At 62.5% G+C, this 15,043-nt stretch carries 12 protein-coding genes; 7 read left to right on the top strand and 5 right to left on the bottom strand.

Going from position 1 to position 15,043, the window contains the following annotated elements:
• Nucleotides 1-2: 2 nt before the first annotated feature.
• Nucleotides 3-665 (top strand): flavin reductase family protein, encoded by a 663-nt coding sequence (locus tag IB245_RS09520; protein ID WP_008031517.1) that lies wholly within the window; start codon nt 3-5, stop codon nt 663-665.
• 127 nt (nt 666-792) lie between these two features.
• On the opposite strand, the gene IB245_RS09515 is transcribed toward IB245_RS09520, so the two are convergent.
• From IB245_RS09515 to IB245_RS09495, 5 genes are all read right to left on the bottom strand, one after another.
• Nucleotides 793-3,870 carry an error-prone DNA polymerase gene (locus tag IB245_RS09515; RefSeq protein WP_225609842.1) on the bottom strand — a complete coding sequence of 1,026 codons (3,078 nt, stop codon included), beginning with the start codon at nt 3,868-3,870 and terminating at the stop codon, nt 793-795.
• Nucleotides 3,867-5,282: a Y-family DNA polymerase gene (locus IB245_RS09510; protein WP_192227400.1), complete on the bottom strand. Its 1,416-nt coding sequence runs from the start codon at nt 5,280-5,282 to the stop codon at nt 3,867-3,869. Before IB245_RS09510 ends, IB245_RS09515 begins: the two co-directional genes overlap by 4 nt.
• Nucleotides 5,283-5,289: 7 nt before the next feature.
• Entirely contained in the window at nt 5,290-5,907 is a 618-nt protein-coding gene (gene imuA, locus IB245_RS09505; protein WP_192227399.1) for a translesion DNA synthesis-associated protein ImuA, read from the bottom strand.
• Nucleotides 5,907-6,524: a transcriptional repressor LexA gene (gene lexA, locus IB245_RS09500; RefSeq protein WP_008034491.1), complete on the bottom strand. Its 618-nt coding sequence runs from the start codon at nt 6,522-6,524 to the stop codon at nt 5,907-5,909. The genes imuA and lexA overlap by 1 nt, the downstream gene beginning before the upstream one ends.
• A 90-nt stretch (nt 6,525-6,614) precedes the next feature.
• Nucleotides 6,615-6,851: a hypothetical protein gene (locus IB245_RS09495; protein ID WP_032832733.1), complete on the bottom strand. Its 237-nt coding sequence runs from the start codon at nt 6,849-6,851 to the stop codon at nt 6,615-6,617.
• Nucleotides 6,852-7,033: 182 nt separating this feature from the next.
• Here IB245_RS09495 and IB245_RS09490 point away from each other — a divergent pair, with 182 nt between their 5' ends.
• The 6 genes from IB245_RS09490 to yghX all read left to right on the top strand — a co-directional run bounded on the left by IB245_RS09490 (nt 7,034) and on the right by yghX (nt 15,018).
• Entirely contained in the window at nt 7,034-8,797 is a 1,764-nt protein-coding gene (locus tag IB245_RS09490; protein ID WP_008042563.1) for an L-lactate permease, read from the top strand.
• A gap of 990 nt (nt 8,798-9,787) precedes the next feature.
• The gene (gene glcD / locus IB245_RS09485) at nt 9,788-11,287 is read left to right on the top strand and encodes a glycolate oxidase subunit GlcD (RefSeq protein ID WP_192227398.1); all 1,500 of its coding nucleotides are present in this window, start codon (nt 9,788-9,790) and stop codon (nt 11,285-11,287) included.
• Nucleotides 11,287-12,351, top strand: a complete 1,065-nt coding sequence (gene glcE, locus IB245_RS09480; RefSeq protein ID WP_192227397.1) for a glycolate oxidase subunit GlcE — start codon at nt 11,287-11,289, stop codon at nt 12,349-12,351. Before glcD ends, glcE begins: the two co-directional genes overlap by 1 nt.
• A 3-nt stretch (nt 12,352-12,354) precedes the next feature.
• Nucleotides 12,355-13,596 carry a glycolate oxidase subunit GlcF gene (gene glcF / locus IB245_RS09475; protein WP_192227396.1) on the top strand — a complete coding sequence of 414 codons (1,242 nt, stop codon included), beginning with the start codon at nt 12,355-12,357 and terminating at the stop codon, nt 13,594-13,596.
• Nucleotides 13,593-13,994: a heme-binding protein gene (locus tag IB245_RS09470; RefSeq protein ID WP_192227395.1), complete on the top strand. Its 402-nt coding sequence runs from the start codon at nt 13,593-13,595 to the stop codon at nt 13,992-13,994. The genes glcF and IB245_RS09470 overlap by 4 nt, the downstream gene beginning before the upstream one ends.
• A 136-nt stretch (nt 13,995-14,130) precedes the next feature.
• Nucleotides 14,131-15,018, top strand: a complete 888-nt coding sequence (gene yghX, locus IB245_RS09465) for a YghX family hydrolase (protein ID WP_192227394.1) — start codon at nt 14,131-14,133, stop codon at nt 15,016-15,018.
• Nucleotides 15,019-15,043 lie beyond the last annotated feature (25 nt).

Below are 15,043 nucleotides of genomic sequence, written 5' to 3'. Positions count from 1 at the left end.
CCATGCAAAGCTTCGACTTCAGCACCCTCAGTGCGCGGGACAAATACAAGATTCTGATCGGCAGCGTGGTGCCTCGGCCCATCGCGCTGGTCACCACGATTGATGGCGAAGGACGGATCAACGCCGCGCCGTTCAGCTTCTTCAATGCGCTGTCCGCCGACCCGCCGATCCTCGCACTGGGCGTGGAAAACTATGGGGACCAGAGCCCCAAGGACACCACGCGCAATATCCAGCTCAATCAGGAATTCACCGTCAATATCGTCAGTGATGCGCTGGTGGAAGCGATGAATGTCTGCGCCGTGCCTTTCGCTCCTGGTTTCGACGAACTGACCGCCGCCGGACTCACTGCGATTCCCGGCACCACAGTCAAATGCCCGCGGATCGGCGAGGCGCCCGTGGCGCTGGAATGCCGACGGATGATGGCGCTGTCCATCGGGCAGTCGCGGGAGATTATTTTTGGTGAAGTGCTGATGGCGCATGTGCGGGATGAACTGATCGACCCGAAAACCCTGTACATCGATCAATTGGGGCTCGATGCGATCGGGCGAATGGGTGGGCATGGGTACGCGCGTACGCGGGATTATTTCGATTTGCCGACCCGGTCGTTGCAGGCGTGGACGGATGCGCCGGGCGGTGGCGAACGGTTTTGGCCAGAGGCTAAATAATCAGAAAGTCACCACAACCTGTAGGAGCCGGCTTGCTGGCGATGGCGCCATCATGGCCACCACCGCTTCGCCAGCAAGCCGGCTCCTACAGGTTCGGTGTTGTGCAGAAAATTAACGGCATGATCCTTCAATGGAAATCCCGGCTGCGTACGTTGATGCCATCCAGTAGCGGACTCAGGTCGCTCAAGCGTCCGGCAATCAAATGCCGCACCTCGCCTTCCTTCTCCCAGCGCCCGTCGACCTTGAGCAACTGCGAGCCGACCAACACCTGCCGTTGCCGATCAGCCAGGTCACGCCAGACCACCACGTTGACGTTGCCGAACTCGTCTTCAAGGGTGACGAAAGTCACGCCACTGGCCGTGCCCGGACGCTGCCGACCGGTCACCAGCCCGGCGACGCTGACCGGGCGGCCATGCTCGACGTCCAGCAACTCCCGCGAACTGCGACAGCGCCGGGCTTTCAACTCACCCCGCAACAGGGCCAGTGGATGCGGGCCGAGGGTGGTGCCGAGACTGTTGTAATCCGCCAGCAGATCTTCGCCCACCGTGGGTTTGGGCAATGCCACCGCGTCCTCTTCCTGGCTCGGCAAACCGGCGAACAAGCCCAATTGCTTCTGCACCCCCGCCACTTCCCAGCGTGCTCGATGACGATCACCGGCCAGCCCACGCAACGCGCCGGCATCGGCCAGTTGCTCCTGCGCACGGGCATCGAGCCGCGCCCGTCCGCCGAGGTCGGCGATGTCGATAAACGCCCCCTTGGACCTCGCGGCTTCGATACGCCGCGCATCATCTTCGCGAAAGCCCTTGATCATCCGCAGCCCCATGCGAATCGCCGGCTGCGCACCGATGACGGGTTCGAGGCTGCAATCCCAGTCGCTGGCACGCACGTCCACCGGGCGGATCTGCAAATGATGCCGGCGCGCATCCTGCAGAATCTGGTCCGGGCTGTAGAAACCCATGGGCCAGCTGTTGATCAGCGCACAGGCGAAGGCCGCCGGTTCGTGGCATTTCAACCAGCAACTGGCATAGGTCAGCAAGGCAAAACTGGCGGCGTGGGACTCGGGAAATCCGTAGCTGCCGAAGCCTTTGATCTGCTCGAAAATCTGCGCGGCGAATTCGGGTGTGTAGCCGTTTTTCTTCATTCCGGCGGCCAGGCGATCCTTGTGTGGTTCCAGTCCGCCATGGCGTTTCCAGGCGGCCATGGAACGGCGTAATTGATCGGCTTCACCGGGGCTGTAGTCGGCAGCAACGATGGCGATCTGCATCACCTGCTCCTGGAACAGCGGTACGCCGAGCGTGCGCTTGAGTACCGCTTCCAATTCTGGAGACGGGTAAGTCTCGGGCTCCTGTTTGTTCCGCCGTCGCAGGTACGGATGCACCATGCCACCCTGGATCGGCCCCGGCCTGACGATCGCCACTTCGATCACCAGGTCATAAAACTTCCGGGGTTTAAGCCTCGGCAGCATCGACATCTGCGCCCGGGATTCGATCTGGAACACGCCGATGGTGTCCGCATGACCAATCATGTCGTAGGTTTGCGGGTCTTCGGACGGGATCGTCGCCAGGCTTAAATCAAGGTTGCGGTGCCGTCGCAGCAGATCAAAGCAGCGGCGGATGGCGCTGAGCATGCCCAGCGCAAGAATATCGACCTTGAGCAAACCGACCGCGTCCAGATCGTCCTTGTCCCACTGGATGATGGTGCGCTCGGCCATGGCGGCGTTTTCCACCGGCACCAGACTGTCCAGCGGCTGTTCGGAAATGACGAAGCCGCCCGGGTGCTGGGACAGGTGCCGGGGGAAACCGATCAGTTGCCCGGTCAGGCTCAGCACCCGGTGCAACACCGGGCTCTCGGGATCGAAACCGCCTTCACGCAGGCGCTCCACCGGTGGTGTTTTATCACTCCAGTGGCCGCAGCAATCGGCCAGGGCATTGATCTGGTCCGGCGGCAAACCCAACGCCTTGGCCACATCGCGTACCGCGCCGGCCGCGTGGTAGGTGCTGACCACCGCAGTCAGCGCCGCACGGGTCCGGCCATAACGCTGAAACACGTACTGCAAGACTTCTTCGCGTCGCTCGTGCTCGAAATCGACGTCGATGTCCGGCGGCTCGTTGCGCTCTTTGGAGAGAAAGCGCTCGAACAACAGCGTGGTGCGATCCGGATCGATTTCCGTGATTCCCAAGGCATAACACACCGCCGAGTTGGCGGCTGAACCACGGCCCTGACAGAGGATTTTTTGCTCACGAGCAAACCGGACGATGTCGTGAACCGTCAGGAAGTAACTTTCGTAGCCCAGTTCGGCAATCAGCTCCAGTTCCTTGTCGATCTGTTTGAGCACCTTGGCTTGCGGGCCTTTTGGCCAGCGCCATGTGATCCCCTCTTCGGTCAAATGACGCAACCAGGACGAGGCCGTCTGGCCTTCGGGCACCAGTTCGCGGGGATACTGATATCGCAACTGGCCAAGGTCGAAGGTGCAACGCCGGGCGATGGTCAAGGTTTCATCGAGCAATGCTTGCGGGTAGATCGATTGCAGCACGTCGAGGCTGCGCAGATGGCGCTCGCCGTTGGGGTGCAGGCGCAACCCGGCCTCGGCCACCGGCAGGTGATGACGGATTGCGGTCATGGTGTCCTGCAAGGCGCGCCGCCCGCGCGTGTGCATGTGCACATCGCCGCTGGCCACTGCCGGGATTCGCAGCTCCCTTGCCAACGTCATCAACGCACTCAATCGCCCGGTATCGTCCTGGCCGCGATGTAACTGGACCGCCAGCCACAGGCGTTCGGCGAAGGCTTGCTTCAGCCAGTGACCGGTTTGAAAATCATCCGGCGCATCCGGCACCCACAACGCCAACAGCCCCGGCAAAGGCTCGCTGAAATCCTCCCGCAGCACCTGATACCGGCCTTTCTGCGAACGACGCCGCGCCCGGGTAATCAGCCGGCACAGGTTTTGGTAGCCCTCAAGGCTCTCCACCAGCAGCACCAGTTTCGGACCGTTCTCGATGCGCACTTCGCTGCCGATGATCAGTGGCAGCTCCACGGATTTGGCCGCTTGCCAGGCGCGGACAATGCCCGCCAGCGTGCATTCGTCGGTGATCGCCAGCGCCTGATAGCCCAGTTTTTTCGCCCGCTGAAAAAGTTCGAGGGCGCTGGAGGCGCCACGCTGGAAACTGAAGTTCGACAGGCAGTGCAGCTCGGCATAATCAATGCTCATGCAAACCACCCCTGCAACCACAACGGGCCGTCCTCACCGACCGTACGATAGGCCCAGCCCTGTTGGCCGGAACGGGTTTCGATCAGGTAGTAGTCGCGGCGCACATCGGCGCCGTCCCACCAACCGGACTCGATGCGCTCCGGCCCCATGAGGATGCGCGTCGAACCTTCGTGTACCGCTTGCGGCTCCGTCAGCAACCAGCCCGGACGCTGCACGCCAGGCATCACCGCGCAGCGCTGGCTCTCGGCACTGGCCTGCCACGCGCACTCCGGCCGGTGATCGGCCTGGAACCGCAGGCCCTGCACCGCGTCATCCCCCAACCGCGCGCGCAAGCGTTCGCGCAGTTGTTCCCAGGGCAAGGACTGCTGCGGACGATCATCGAACAGCTCCTGATACTGCGGAACGAAGGCCGGCAAGTCTTCGGCGCGCAAACGAAAACCGCGCACCGGCGCCTCGACCTGAACCTGTTCCAGCCGCCCTCGGGCCAGTTCGAAGAGCATCGCCGGATCGCGCTCGGCGCTGAGCAGGCCGACCTTGATCACGCTGTCCGGCAAGCCGGCATGTTCCAGATGCAGGTCAAAACGCTGCACACCGCTGTCGCGGCCGCACAGGAACGCCGACAGATCGCCGGTCAGCCGACGTAACGGAAACAGCAGCGCCTGATGGGATTGCACGTCGAAATTGAGTTCGATGCGCACATCGAAGCGGTCCGGCGGCAGGTAGAACGCCAGCGCCAGCCGTCGTTCGCCAGACAGCGCGTCCAGGTGCTTGAGCACCTGAGCCTCGAAACGCCGTGCCAGACTCTGTCGCGGTAACGCCTGCACTTGGCTCAAGGTGCGCAACCCCATGCGCGACAATGCCGTGGCCACTGCCGGCTCCAGAGCGATCCGGTCGACAGGCAATTGTCCCAGATGATGCTGCAAGGCTTGAGCGTCCGGCACCACCAGACCGTCATACGCATTGGCCAATACCCGCGCCGCCACCGGGTTCGGCGCGGCAACAATCCGATGACGAAAGCCCAGTTCGCCGAGTTCGGTGCGCAAGCGCGCTTCGAATTGCGGCCAGTCGCCAAACAATCCCAGGCTGGACTCGATCTCAAACACCACCGCACGCGGGTAATGCACGCTGACCTGGGAGCTGAAGCGGTAGGCCCAGGCCGCGAGAAACTGCTGCCAGTGCTCGATCTCGGCCACGTCGTATTCCGCCGTGACAAAGTCTTTGCTCAAGGCCTGTGCGGCGGTCATCGACATGCCAGGGCGCAAGCCCAGCGCCCGCGCCGAAGCGTTGACCGCCTGCAACACCCGACGCTGCGCCGAACCGGTCAGCAGCGCCAGCGGCTCATCGGGATCGGGGCGCTGACGCAGTACCGCGTCCAGCGCCAATTGCGGGAAGAGAATGCACACCCAGCGCATGGCAACCTCAATGCCCCACAGGGAAGGCAATCGGCGCCGAGCGGGCTAACCCGCCCCGGCACTTGAGCACGCGCAATTGTGCAGGCCTGGCATCGATGGCGATGCGCAGCGCGGCCGGTGACGGGTTGATCGCTTCATGGATCGAGCGGTAGGCGAATGCCAGGGTCGAGCCGGTTTCCGCCGCCACCTGCAAGCGCCGCAAGGCGCGGTCATCCGCCTTGTGCGGCCAGCACAGCACTGCGCCGCAACTGCCCGAACGCAGGCATTGTTCCGCCGCCCACAGCGCATCGCGCTCGCTGGCCTGGATGATCGACAACTGGCGCAGATCAACCCCGGCGTTCTGCCAGGCTTGCGGATACGGCACGTACGGCGGCGCCACCAGCACGATGCGCTCACCGGCCGCCGACAACCGCGCCAGCGCCGGCCACACCAGTTGCAACTCGCCGACGCCCTGCCCGGCCAGGAGGATTTCGGTCAGCGCCGCTTCCGGCCAGCCGCCAGTGGGCAACGCCGCATCCAGCGCCACATGCCCGGTGGGTTGCGGGCTGACCGTTGGTGGCGCAGGCCGGCCCTTCCAGACCTGGCCGCCATTGAACAGCGTGTCCAGCGCAACGACGGCGCCCATCACCCTTGCCTCACCAGACCGCAGAACACCCCTTCGATGGCCAGGTCCTGATCGGCCTCGACGATGATCGGCTTATAGGCCGGGTTGCGCGGCAACAGGCGCACCGCATCGCCGACCCGCTCGAAACGCTTGATGGTGACTTCGCCGTCAAGCCGCGCCACGACGATCTGGCCATTGAGCGCTTCGGGATTGCGATGCACGCCCACCAGGTCGCCATCGAGGATGCCGTCCTCGATCATCGAGTCCCCCTGGACCCGCAGCATGTAATCCGGCACCCGGGAGAAGATCGACGGGTCGAGCAGCAAGCGGCTGTGCACCTCGGCATCGGCACCGATCGGCGCCCCCGCCGCCACCCGGCCGAGGACCGGAATGTCCAGCAGCTCGGGGCGCGCCGGTTGCCCGAGCAAACGAATGCCTCGGGCCTGATGCGGATTGACCTCGATAAAACCGGCTTCGGTCAGCGCCAGCACATGCTTGCGCGCCACGCTACGGGAGGCGAAACCAAAGGCCTCGCTGATTTCAGCGAGGCTCGGGGACTGACCGTGCTCCGCGATTCGATCACGGATAAACGTCAGGATGGCAGTACGGCGGGGAGTTAAAGTCGTCATGGAGTACATTTGTACTCTTTTGACTTTTTTATGGCAAGGCCCGCCAGTCAGCTCCCCTTTATCACGGGGCCCGGCATACCGCACATCCGGAGTCAGGCCCTACAACGTCCGCTGGCCATTGCCGATATCCTTGGCTTTCTCGATCCCCCACTCCATCGCGGCCTCCATGTCGAGAAAATGCAACGCCGGGTGATCATTCTCCTCAATGGCCGAGCCATCGGGTCGGTATACCCCGATGAACATTCCCAACGAACCGTCTCGCAGGATCTCGGCCTTGACCTTGATGCTGCAATCGTTCGACAGCGTTTCCGTATGAACCATGTGGCGCTCAGTCATCATCGCGTTCCTCCGGGTGATTGAATCCAGTAAAGGCGATCTGCAGTCCCTGTTTCAAGTTCGACCCATCCGCCAAAAGGCGTGATTTATGGGGCACAAGACAGCGGCGTAATGCCACCTATACTACAAGCCACCGCCCCCTCGGGGTCTGCAATCCCAACAATAAAAAGCAGAGGTGGAACATGGTCTGGCAGCAAATCTACGATCCGTTCGGCAACCCGGTCATTTCAACCATCATGGCAGCTGTGCCGGTCGTGGTGATGCTCGCAGCCCTGGCCTTTTTCCACATCAAGGCCCATCTGGCGGCCTTGCTCGCCCTCGCCTCGGCGCTGGTCATCGCGATTTTCGCCTTCGGCATGCCGGCGAACATGGCAGGCTCGGCCGCCCTTTACGGCGCCGCCAACGGCTTGCTGCCGATCGGCTGGATTGTGCTGAACATCATCTTCCTGCACCGACTGACCACCGAAAACGGCTCATTCAAAGTGCTGCAGGACTCGCTGGCGCGCATTACCGACGATCGCCGCCTGCAACTGCTGCTGATTGCCTTCTGCTTCGGCGCCTTCTTCGAAGGGGCTGCCGGTTTCGGCACACCCGTGGCGGTGACCGGCGCGATTCTGATTGGCCTGGGCTTCTCGCCGCTGGCGGCGTCGGGCCTGGCGTTGATCGCCAACACCGCGCCCGTGGCGTTCGGCGCTCTCGGCACGCCGATCATTACCCTGGCCAAAGTGACCGGCCTGGACGAAATGGAACTGTCGATGATGGTCGGCCGGCAATTGCCGTTTTTCTCGGTGATCGTGCCGTTCTGGTTGATCTGGGCCTTTGCCGGGTGGCGCAAGATGCTGGAAATCTGGCCGGCCATCCTGGTCGCCGGGGTCAGTTTCGCCGTACCGCAGTTCCTGGTCTCCAACTATCACGGGCCGATGCTGGTGGACGTGATCGCCGCGCTGATTTCCATGGCCTGCCTCACCGGTTTTCTCAAGGTGTGGAAACCCGCGACCGTGCACACCTCCGCCGCGCTGTCCGGGCGCGTCGACAACTCCAAAATAGCCGAAGAGCATGACGAGAAACCCATCGCCAGCGCGACCTTCGCCAGCGATGCCAAGCCTGCGGTCATGCGCGCGTGGATGCCGTGGATCATCCTCACGGTGTTCGTGTTCGCCTGGGGCACCCAAGGCTTCAAAAACCTGTTCGATACCCGCCCGGCGATTGATCCCGTGACCCACTCGGCCAAGCTCGACCCCCAAGGCAAACCGCTGCGCGAAGCGAACCCGATCTTTGCGCCGGTCGTCACCTTCGGCACGATCCACCAGCAAATCGAAAAGGTCCCACCGGTGGTGCCTGCGCCTAAAACCGAGGACGCGGTCTACAAGTTCACCTGGCTGACCAGCACCGGCAGCGGCATCTTGCTGGCGGCGATCTTTGGCGGGCTATTGATGGGTTACTCCATCCCGCAGTTGGTCAAACACTATCTGCGCACGATCTGGGTCGTGCGTTACTCGCTGATTACCATCGTCGCGATGCTCGCGCTCGGCTTCCTCACCCGTTATTCGGGGCTGGACGCGACCATGGGCCTGGCGTTCGCTGCGACGGGCATCTTTTACCCGATGTTTGGCACCTTGCTCGGCTGGCTCGGTGTGGCACTGACCGGTTCGGACACGGCGTCCAACGTGTTGTTCGGCGGGCTGCAGCGGGTGACGGCCGAGCAATTGGGGCTGAGTCCGGTGTTGATGGCTGCTGCCAACAGTTCCGGTGGGGTCATGGGCAAGATGGTCGATGCGCAGTCGATCGTGGTGGCTTCCACTGCTACGCGTTGGTATGGGCATGAGGGGGAAATTCTGCGTTATGTGTTCTTCCATTCCGTCATTCTGGCGATTCTGGTGGGGGGGTTGGTGACGTTGCAGGCTTATGTGGCACCGTTTAGTCATATGGTGGTGGGTGGGCATTGAGCGCTGGGGGCATATCCGTTTCTGCGGTGATGGCGGCTGGCGGTTTCGCTCTTACAGCGAGTCACTTGGAAGAGCCCCAAGTAACCAAGGGCTCTTGCCCCTGTCGTTCGGTGGCTCGCTAATGCTCGCCATGCCCTCGCTCCGGTCCTGCTCCGTGGGCCCGCCGCCATCGGCCATCCATGGCCGGGGGCGGCTACCGCGGCATCCTTGCCGCGGTGCCCACTGCGCAGAACCTCCACTCGGCCTCTCGAGGGGGCGTGTACCGCAAAAGCAAAAACGAGGCGGCCTGCCAGCCGACCTGGCTCTTCTGACGTGTGCACACTCCCGCACTGTGGCTGCCGCACTAATTTTCGATGTTTGCACATTCCCCTGTAGGAGCCGGCTTGCTGGCGATGGCGGAGGGTCAGACACCTGTTTGTTGACTGAACGGACGCCATCGCCAGCAAGCCGGCTCCTACAGTTGATCGTGTATGTTCCGAACACACATGCATTTCCCTTGTAGGAGCCAGCTTGCTGGCGATGGACGTCAACGATAACGAGGGCTGTCTGAATGAACGCGTTGCCCCGACGCTTTTCGCCGGCAAGCCGGCTCCTACAGGGAATCGCGTTTGCTTTTGATTTTCACCACTCATCAGGCCGAGCGTTAGCTCGCCTTCAGCTTTTGATCTGGCGGTACACGCCCCCTCGAGAGGCCGAGTGGAGGTTCTGCGCAGTGGGCAACCCGGCATGGATGCCGGGTTAGCCGCGCACGGCCAGGGATGGCCGATCGCGGCGGGCCCACGGAGCAGGACCGGAGCGAGGGCATGCCGAGCCACAGCGAGGCACCGAACGAAAGGGGCAAGAGCGCTTGGTTACTTGGCGCTTCTCCAAGTGACTCGCCGTAAGGGCGAAACCAATATCAGCCATCACCAAAATAACGGATATACACACAAAACCTGAGTAAACAGCCCGCTGCCCGGACACACACGATCGGAGTATCGTAAAACGACCATGAACATTCTCTACGATGAACGCGTTGACGGAGCGCTGCCCGACGTCAACAAGTCAGCACTGTTGCAAGCCCTGCAAACCCGTTTGCCGGCCCTGGAAGTGCTGCATCAGCAAGAAGAACTCAAGCCATACGAATGCGACGGACTCTCGGCCTATCGCACCACGCCCCTGCTGGTGGTCCTGCCACGCCATCTCGACGAAGTACAAGGCGTGCTCCGGCTCTGCCATGAAATGCACGTGCCGGTGGTCGCCCGTGGCGCCGGCACCGGTTTGTCCGGCGGCGCGTTACCGCTGGAAAAAGGCGTGCTGCTGGTCATGGCTCGCTTCAACAACATCCTGCACATCGACCCGGCCGCCCGCACCGCACGGGTCCAGCCCGGCGTACGCAACCTCGCTATTTCCCAGGCAGCAGCCCCCTTCGGCCTGTACTACGCGCCCGACCCTTCCTCACAGATCGCCTGTTCCATCGGCGGCAACGTCGCCGAAAACGCTGGCGGCGTGCATTGCCTGAAGTACGGCCTGACCGTGCACAACTTGCTCAAGGTCGACATCCTGACCGTGGACGGCGAGCACCTGACATTGGGCTCCGATGCCCTCGATTCACCCGGCTTCGACCTGCTGGCACTGTTCACCGGTTCCGAAGGCATGCTCGGGGTGATCACCGAGGTCACCGTCAAACTGTTGCCCAAACCGCAGTCCGCCAAGGTGCTGCTGGCGGCGTTCGACTCCGTCGAAAAAGCAGGACGAGCGGTAGGTGACATCATTGCCGCCGGCATCATTCCAGGCGGTCTGGAAATGATGGACAACCTGGCGATCCGTGCCGCTGAAGACTTCATCCACGCTGGCTACCCCGTGGACGCCGAAGCCATCCTGCTGTGCGAACTCGATGGCGTCGAAGCCGATGTCCACGATGACTGCGACCGCGTGCGCCAGGTGCTGGAACAGGCTGGCGCCACCGAAGTGCGCCAGGCCAGGGATGAAGCCGAACGCGTGCGTTTCTGGGCCGGACGCAAGAATGCCTTTCCGGCGGTGGGTCGGCTCTCGCCGGATTATTACTGCATGGACGGAACGATCCCGCGCCGCGAGTTGCCCGGCGTGCTGCGCGCCATTGCCGCGTTGTCCGCCGAGTATGGCTTGCGCGTCGCCAACGTTTTCCACGCCGGTGACGGCAACATGCACCCGTTGATTCTGTTCGACGCCAATCAAACGGGTGAGCTCGACCGCGCCGAAGCGCTGGGCGGCAAGATCCTCGAATTGTGCGTGAAAGTCGGCGGCAGCATCACCGGCGAACACGGCGTGGGCCGCGAGAAGATCAATCAGATGTGCGCGCAGTTCAACGCCGATGAGCTGACGCTGTTCCATGCCGTCAAAGCCGCGTTCGATCCCGGCGGTTTGCTCAACCCCGGCAAGAACATTCCGACGCTGCACCGCTGCGCCGAATTTGGCGCCATGCACGTGCACCTGGGTCAGTTGCCCTTCCCTGATCTGGAGCGATTCTGATGCGCAGCGAACTCGATATCGATGACAGCGGCGTGCTGCTGGAGCAGGTCAATCAAGCGCTGGAAAACGCCACGCCGCTGCGCATTCAGGGCTCCAACAGCAAGGCGTTTCTGGGGCGCATCGTTGCGGGCGAAGTACTCGACACGCGCAGCCACCGAGGCATCGTCAGCTACGACCCGACCGAGCTGGTGATCACCGCCCGCAGCGGCACACCCTTGTCCGAACTGGCGCACGTGCTGGATGAAGCACAGCAAATGCTGCCCTGCGAACCACCGTCCTTTGGCGACGATGCCACCGTCGGCGGGATGATCGCCAGTGGCCTGTCGGGACCGCGTCGTCCCTGGTCAGGCTCGGTGCGCGACTTCGTCCTCGGCACACGGGTCATCACGGGGCACGGCAAGCATTTGCGCTTTGGCGGCGAAGTGATGAAAAACGTCGCCGGTTACGACCTGTCGCGCCTGATGGCCGGCAGTTTCGGCTCCCTTGGGGTGATCACCGAAGTCTCGCTCAAGGTCCTGCCCAAACCACGGCAAACCCTGAGCATCAGCCTGGAAATGGACAGCGATCGTGCCTTGCTGCGTCTCGCGGAATGGGGCCAGCAGCCGTTGCCGATCAGTGCCGCGTGCCACGACGGGCAACGCCTGCACTTGCGGCTTGAGGGCGGCGAAGGCTCGGTGGCGGCGGCTCATGACCGTTTGGGCGGTGAGCTTCTGGACGCCTCGTATTGGGCGGATCTCAACGAGCACCGACTGAGTTTCTTCGACGAGGGCCAGCCACTGTGGCGCCTGTCCGTGCCGCACAACACGCCGCGGTTGTCCCTGCCCGGCCGGCAACTGCTCGACTGGGGCGGCGCCCAGCGCTGGCTCAAGTCTGACGCCGAAGCGGCGTTCATTCGCCAGGTCGTGGATGAGGTCGGCGGCCATGTGACCTGCTACAGCCATGGCCTGATCGACAGCCCGTTCCAGCCGTTGCCTGCCGCGTTGATGCGCTACCACCGCAGCCTCAAACAACAACTCGACCCACGGGGCATTTTCAACCCGGCACGCTTGTACGCGGAGCTTTGAACCATGCAGACAACCCTGAGCGAAACCGCCCGGCAGCTGCCCCGCGCCGAAGAAGCCGAAAGCATCCTGCGCACCTGTGTGCACTGCGGCTTCTGCAATGCCACCTGCCCGACCTATCAATTGCTCGGCGATGAACTCGATGGGCCACGGGGCCGCATCTACCTGATCAAACAGGTGCTGGAAGGCAATGAGGTCACGCAGAAAACCCAACAGCATCTGGACCGCTGCCTGTCGTGCCGCAATTGCGAAACCACCTGTCCTTCCGGAGTCGATTATCACAACTTGCTCGACATCGGCCGGGCGGTGGTCGATGCGGCGGTGCCGCGCTCCATCGACCAACGTCTGTTGCGTGAGGGATTGCGCGGCGTCGTCCTTAATCCGGGACTGTTCAAAGCGCTGATCAACAGCGGTCAGGTTTTTCGGGCACTGCTGCCCAACACCTTGCAGGCAAAGTTGCCTCGCCATGTTTATCTCCCCCGGCCACGCCCCACCACGCGCCATGCCCGTCAGGTGCTGATGCTCGAAGGCTGCGTACAGCCGAGCCTGTCGCCCAACACCAATGCGGCGGCGGCGCGGGTGCTGGATCGACTGGGTATCAGTGTTACTCCGTCCAGCGAAGCCGGATGTTGCGGCGCGGTGGAATATCACCTCGACGCTCAGGCAGCCGGCCTCGACCGCGCTCGCCACAATATCGATGCGTGGTGGCCGAGTATCGAGAAAGGTGCGGAAGCCATCGTGCAAACCGCCAGTGGCTGTGGCGCCTTCATCAAGGACTATGGCCATTTACTCGAACGCGATCCGGCCTACGCCGAGAAGGCAAAAAGAGTCAGCTCGCTGGCCAGGGACCTGGTGGAAGTGTTGCGCGACGAACCGCTGGAAACACTCGGCATCCACAGTGACCAGCGCCTGGCCTTCCATTGCCCCTGCACTTTGCAGCACGCGCAAAAGCTCGGCGGCGCGGTGGAAGCGCTCCTCGCTCGACTCGGTTTCAACCTCACACCTGTGCCCGACAGCCATTTGTGCTGCGGGTCGGCGGGCACTTATTCGATCACCCAACCCGAACTGTCCCGGCAACTGCGCGACAACAAACTGAATGCGCTGGAAAGTGGCCATCCTGAAGTTATCGTTACCGCCAATATCGGCTGTCAGTCGCATCTCGACGGCGCGGGCCGGACCCCGGTGCGGCACTGGATCGAACTGCTCGACGCGGCGCTGCCCTCATCGATCACCGGAGATTCCCCATGAAAAGCAAAGCCGTCCTGAGCCAGACCGAAGTCAGCCGGATCCTCGCGGCCGCACGCACCGAAGCACAAAATAACCAATGGGCCGTGACCATCGCGATCGTCGACGACGGCGGCCATCCCCTCGCCCTCGAACGCCTCGACGGCTGCGCGCCCATCAGCGCTTACATCGCCACCGAAAAGGCACGCACCTCGGCGTTGGGCCGGCGCGAATCCAAAGGTTATGAAGACATGGTCAACGGCGGGCGCTTCGCGTTTTTGTCGGCCCCCTTGCTGACATCCCTGGAAGGCGGCGTGCCGATCATCGTCGACGGTCAGGTGGTGGGTGCGGTTGGCGTGTCTGGCGTAAAAGCCGAGCAGGATGCGCAAGTGGCGAGCGCCGGGGCGCAATGCCTGAACTGAACCGTGCTCGATGAACGTAATCAGAAGAAACAAAAAAGAGACTTACGTCTCTTTTTTTATGCGCGGCTAGAATTGATAGTTGTCGCCGCTTTTTCGAACTGACAGAGCAACCGTCCACTTCAAAGGAAGCGCAAAGATGAATCGTCTTACTGCGAAAGACTTTGCCCCTGAGCTGCTCGAACTCTACGACTACTACGCCCACGGTATGATCAACCGGCGAGAGTTTCTCGACCGGGCGGCGTTATTCACCCTTGGCGGCCTGACCGCCAGTGCGCTCCTCGCCGCCCTGAGTCCCGACTATGCCTTGGCCGAACAAGTGGCGTTTACCGACCCGGACATCATCGCCGAGTACGTCAACTACCCCTCGCCCAAGGGCCACGGGCAGGTTCGGGCCTATCGGGTGCGTCCGGCAAAAGCCACCGGCAAAGTGGCGGCCGTGGTCGTCGTGCATGAAAACCGCGGGCTCAACCCCTACATCGAAGATGTTGCCCGACGCGTGGCCAAGGCCGGGTTCATCGCCCTTGCCCCCGATGGCCTGACGTCGGTGGGCGGCTATCCCGGCAACGACGACAAAGGCCGGGAGCTCCAGGCGACCGTTGATCCTGAAAAGCTCATGAATGACTTTTTCGCCGCGATCGAGTGGCTGATGAAACTCGATACGACCACCGGAAAAGTCGGCATCACCGGCTTCTGCTATGGCGGTGGCGTCGCCAACGCGGCTGCCGTGGCCTATCCCGAACTCGGGGCTGCCGTGTCCTTCTATGGCCGGCAACCAGACGCCAGGGATGTCCCCCGGATCAAGGCGCCGGTGATGCTTCACTTTGGCGAACTGGACACACGCATCAACGAAGGATGGCCCGCCTACGAGCAGGCATTAAAAGCAGCCGGCAAAACCTATGAAGCCTACATCTACCCCGGCGCCAACCACGGTTTCCATAACGATTCCACGCCTCGATTCGATGAGGCCGCAGCCAAACTTGCCTGGGAAAGGACGCTAAACTGGTTCCGGCGATACCTGTCTTAGCGCCGCAAGCAATAAGTGGTCTTGA

This window comes from Pseudomonas sp. PDM02, from assembly GCF_014852285.1.
GTDB lineage: Bacteria > Pseudomonadota > Gammaproteobacteria > Pseudomonadales > Pseudomonadaceae > Aquipseudomonas > Aquipseudomonas migulae.
This window is presented reverse-complemented; position numbering and strand designations above follow the sequence as displayed.

Coding starts and splice junctions, on each gene's coding strand:
- IB245_RS09520 (WP_008031517.1), top strand. CDS start 3: ATGCAAAGCTTCGACTTCAGCACCCTCAGTGCGCGGGACAAATACAAG.
- yghX (WP_192227394.1), top strand. CDS start 14,131: ATGAATCGTCTTACTGCGAAAGACTTTGCCCCTGAGCTGCTCGAACTC.
- glcE (WP_192227397.1), top strand. CDS start 11,287: ATGCGCAGCGAACTCGATATCGATGACAGCGGCGTGCTGCTGGAGCAG.
- IB245_RS09470 (WP_192227395.1), top strand. CDS start 13,593: ATGAAAAGCAAAGCCGTCCTGAGCCAGACCGAAGTCAGCCGGATCCTC.
- glcD (WP_192227398.1), top strand. CDS start 9,788: ATGAACATTCTCTACGATGAACGCGTTGACGGAGCGCTGCCCGACGTC.
- glcF (WP_192227396.1), top strand. CDS start 12,355: ATGCAGACAACCCTGAGCGAAACCGCCCGGCAGCTGCCCCGCGCCGAA.
- IB245_RS09495 (WP_032832733.1), bottom strand. CDS start 6,851: ATGACTGAGCGCCACATGGTTCATACGGAAACGCTGTCGAACGATTGC.
- imuA (WP_192227399.1), bottom strand. CDS start 5,907: ATGGGCGCCGTCGTTGCGCTGGACACGCTGTTCAATGGCGGCCAGGTC.
- IB245_RS09490 (WP_008042563.1), top strand. CDS start 7,034: ATGGTCTGGCAGCAAATCTACGATCCGTTCGGCAACCCGGTCATTTCA.
- lexA (WP_008034491.1), bottom strand. CDS start 6,524: ATGTACTCCATGACGACTTTAACTCCCCGCCGTACTGCCATCCTGACG.
- IB245_RS09515 (WP_225609842.1), bottom strand. CDS start 3,870: ATGAGCATTGATTATGCCGAGCTGCACTGCCTGTCGAACTTCAGTTTC.
- IB245_RS09510 (WP_192227400.1), bottom strand. CDS start 5,282: ATGCGCTGGGTGTGCATTCTCTTCCCGCAATTGGCGCTGGACGCGGTA.